This window comes from Methylobacterium sp. 001424705, from assembly GCF_059816145.1.
The window spans coordinates 1-3,747 of record NZ_JCBANU010000063.1 but is presented as its reverse complement, the minus strand read 5'-3'; the positions used below and the strand labels follow the sequence as shown (position 1 = coordinate 3,747).

The 3,747-nt window shown below is 65.2% G+C and carries 3 protein-coding genes and 1 pseudogene; 3 read left to right on the top strand and 1 reads right to left on the bottom strand.

All coding sequences use genetic code 11. The annotated features are described in order from the left end of the window. Positions 1–393: 393 nt before the first annotated feature. On the top strand, positions 394–777 hold the full coding sequence (locus AC6EUL_RS22640) for a VOC family protein (protein ID WP_499872848.1): 384 nt from the start codon (positions 394–396) through the stop codon (positions 775–777). A 75-nt stretch (positions 778–852) separates the two neighbouring features. Here AC6EUL_RS22640 and AC6EUL_RS22635 read toward each other — a convergent pair whose 3' ends face one another. Continuing rightward, a complete protein-coding gene (locus AC6EUL_RS22635) occupies positions 853–1,320 on the bottom strand; it encodes a Ros/MucR family transcriptional regulator (protein ID WP_499872847.1) in 468 nt (155 codons plus the stop codon). 493 nt (positions 1,321–1,813) lie between these two features. On the opposite strand from AC6EUL_RS22635, the gene AC6EUL_RS22630 reads away from it, so the two are divergent. Next, positions 1,814–3,073, top strand: a complete 1,260-nt coding sequence (locus tag AC6EUL_RS22630) for an alpha/beta hydrolase (RefSeq protein ID WP_056491551.1) — start codon at positions 1,814–1,816, stop codon at positions 3,071–3,073. A gap of 81 nt (positions 3,074–3,154) precedes the next feature. Beyond that, a pseudogene (locus tag AC6EUL_RS22625) lies at positions 3,155–3,271 on the top strand (SOS response-associated peptidase); the annotation flags it as partial. Between the last annotated feature and the right edge of the window lie 476 nt (positions 3,272–3,747).

Here is a 3,747-nt window from a genome sequence, read left to right as displayed (position 1 = left end):
GGCGGGGGGTGGCGCCGGGGGAGCTGCAGGCGGCGCATCTGGCGGAGGCGGAATGAGCGGCGGCGGGACCGGTGGATCAGGCAGCAACTCTGGTAGTAGCGCAGGTATTGGCATGGGTACCGGCACGGGATCCGGTACAGGCGGTGGTATGGGTACCAGTGGCTCTGGCTCCGCGGGCGGATCGTCGGGCACATCGGGGACCGGCGCAGGTGCAGCACCAAGCGGCACTGGCCGGTAACCCGGACTTGCCCCCGCCACCCAATTTGCTCATGGGCTGGCGGGGAGGATCGTCGATCCTGCAGCGTATCATGTCGGGACGCTGCAAAAGGCCATAGCTGCAGCTGAAGCCCCGGACGTGGTAGCCGTGCGACACAACGAGAGGGAGGCAACGACGTGTTCAGCCACATGGTGATTGGCAGCAACGACTTGGCCAAGGCGAAAGTCTTCTACGATGCGCTCTTCGGTGTCATGGGCGGCGAACCCGGCACGATGGATGCTCTAGGGCGCTTGGTCTACGCGCACCGCGGCAGCCGGTTCGTAATTACCAAGCCGATCAACGGGGAACCCGCGACCGCCTCCAACGGCGGTACCATCGGGTTCGGGATGGACAGCCCGGATGGGGCCCGTGCCTGGCACGAAGCCGGTGTCGCCCACGGGGGCACTTCCATCGAGAACCCGCCGGGCGAGCGTCAAACGCCGATGGGTCGAATCTATCTCGCCTACCTGCGCGACCCAGACGGCAACAAGCTCTGCGCACGCCACAAGGTTGCGGACTGAAGCTGCTCCCACCTGCCGGTTGACCATTGAGCCCATACCGACAGGTGATAGCGACGTGACGACGGTGAGGGCGAATCACGCAGCCTTCGTGCGCTTTGTGGCCTTCGGCTCCGCGGAGTCGCCCCGGTCGACGACACGGCCAAGGCCGCTGGACTTCGCAAGCTCTGAGCGTCGCGCGGCATACTCAGGGGCGACCATCGGGTCGTCGGCCGAGAGACCGAAGCGCTGACGGTAGCTGTGCGAGTCGAAGCCATGCATGCCGAGGTGACGCTTCAGGGTCCTGTAGGTCTTGCCGTCGATGAAGCTGACGATGCTTTCCGGCGTTACCGACTTGTGGACCTGCGCAGCGCTCGGCTTCTCAATCTCGGCTTCTGGCGCGGCTGTGGCCACTCCTGTTGCAGACGCCTCAAGCGCACTGTGAACCTGACGGATCAAATCCGGTAGATCGGCGGTCCGGACTGGATTGTTCGACACATACGCGGAGACGATATCGCCCGTGAGCTCGACGAAGTTGGTGGTTTGGGTTTCTATGCTCTTGGGCATGATACTATTCTGTTGTTGTACCTCGATCGGAGGGCAATTGAACATCCAAGGTTGATTATCAAGCTTTGCCTTGGCCGATGGTCCCGGAGCGGGCTGAAAGGGTCTTGGCGATCGATCCAATCCGGCAAAAGCTGATCGGCGGGAGCGAAGCGGACGGCCCACGCGTCTTGGATGTGCTCCGCTCAGGCATCCCGGGTCCGAAGCAGTTCTGCCATGGCGGCGCCAAGGGGACATCTGGGAGATGGGGACCAGCGGAGAATAGGACGAGCGGTGCGTGTGCCGCGCTCCCCGGAAGAAGCTGCGGCTTTCGTGACTCCTTCGCCACATCGGTTCGAGAACCGCCGGATCGGACTGCCCGACGCCGCAATCGTACCGTAGCGTGTCTCGGTCTTGACGGTGCGTGAACCAATCGCCCGTCCAGCCTTTCAGCGAGATGGGCATGGAGATGCGGGTGTTCGGAGCCTTTGGGTTCGGGCGTGTGACGGCTGGCAGTATGGTCGCTGTGACGGCGCTAGCCCTGCTGACGGCCTGTGCGGGGCGCCCCGGCGGGGTTCTCCTGCCCGTCGCCGGCGCCGAGCAGGTTGTGGGCACCTCGCGCGTCGACATGCTCGTCGCCACGACCCGCAAGTCCGCGGCCGACCGCGGCGTGCTGTTCTCGGGCGAGCGTGGCGAGGCGGTGACCTACACCGATCTCGCGGTCTCGATCCCGCCCGACGCCATCCGTCAGCCGGGCTCTGTCCAATGGCCGAGGGCGGTCCCTGGCAACCCGGCCACCGACTTCGTCGCCCTGCGCGCCGATCCGATCGAGCGCTCGAAGGTCCCGGCTTGGACGCACCGCGCCGTCCGGGGGTCGGCCAAGCGCCACGTTCTCGTGTTCGTCCACGGCTTCAACAACAAGTTCGAGGATGCCGTCTTCCGCTTTGCCCAGATCGTGCATGATTCCGGCGCCGAGGTCGCGCCCGTGCTCTTCACCTGGCCATCGCGCGGATCCGTTCTCGCCTATGGCTATGACCGTGAAAGCACGAACTTCTCGCGCAACGGGCTCGAGGACCTGCTGCGGGACCTCGCGAAAGATCCGAATGTCGGCGAGGTGACGATCCTCGCCCATTCCATGGGTAATTGGCTGACCCTCGAGAGCCTGCGCCAGATGGCCATCCGCGACCGCCGGATCGCCCCGAAGATCCGCAACGTCATCCTGGCCGCCCCCGACGTCGACATGGATCTTGCCCGCGCCGCCTTCCACGACATGGGTAAGGACCGCCCACGCCTGACGCTGATGGTCTCCGGCGACGACCAGGCGCTAGCGGTGTCCCGCTTGGTCTGGGGCGACAGCGTCCGCCTCGGCGCCATCGACCCGACGGTCGAACCCTATCGAACGCAACTCGAGCGCGAGAAGGTGTCGGTGCTGAATCTCTCCGCAGTGAAGTCGACCGACGCCCTCAACCACGGCAAGTTCGCCAGCGGCGACGTCGTCGCCCTCCTGGGCAAGCGCCTCGCCGACGGTCAGCCAATCTCGGACGGTCAGATCGGCATCGGCGACCGTCTGGTGAGCACGGCCGCCGGCGCCGCGTCCACGGTGGCGACCGGAGCTGCCCTGGCCGTTGCCGCCCCCGTAGCCCTGATCGACCCCCAGACCCGCGAGACTTACGGCGAGCACCTCTCGAACGTCGGATCTGGCCTGCGCGACACCGTTGGATCGACCGTCGATCTCGCTGGCGCCCCGGTGCGCGCGCTCGGAAGCAGCGGGCGCTAGCGGTTCAACCTGTTCGGGGTCGTAAATCATGGCGACCAGGTGCGTGCATTGTTCGATCTGTTTTTTGATGCGGTCGAGTGGAACCCCGACCGCGCGGAGGCGGAGCACCGCCTGTTCTCGTTCCTGATCTGCGAGGCCAGCGGTATCGTCGGCCCGGTCCACCTGAAGGCCATGCCGGTGCTGCTGACGACGCCGGAGTGCTCTGCAACGTCCTATCGCATACGGTCACGGCACGGGAGTTGAATGCCCTGGCACACGCGGCGCGCGCCGGATGCGCATTCCTGCTGTCGCATTCCCACATCGACACGCGCGACGACGATTGACTATGAGCCTTCGGGTAACCGAAGGGCTGCATCCTGACGTCGAGCCACGTTGCGTACCGGCTCGCCTGTGAGATGGACGATCCTCCCCGCCGGCTCGTGATCAGATCGGGCGGCGGGGCAGCTTCATTGAATATTAACCCTACGACCCCCATCTCAAAATCATACCGATCACGGCTCTAAGGCCCGATCGGATGCGGCCACGATGCCGGGATGGGGTGACGCCGGATGTACGCGCACCTCGTTCCAGCGTCCGTGGCCGTTGTTATGTCCGGCCGCGGTGCAACCTTAACGGTTTGTTGCCGATGCGCGTTCAGGATGCCTCAACCTTTGGAGGATCCTGGCCCATGCGTG

What these genes read in the sequence shown, in the direction of transcription:
- AC6EUL_RS22630 (WP_056491551.1), top strand. Translation starts at nt 1,814, where the DNA reads ATGGTCGCTGTGACGGCGCTAGCCCTGCTGACGGCCTGTGCGGGGCGC.
- AC6EUL_RS22635 (WP_499872847.1), bottom strand. Translation starts at nt 1,320, where the DNA reads ATGCCCAAGAGCATAGAAACCCAAACCACCAACTTCGTCGAGCTCACG.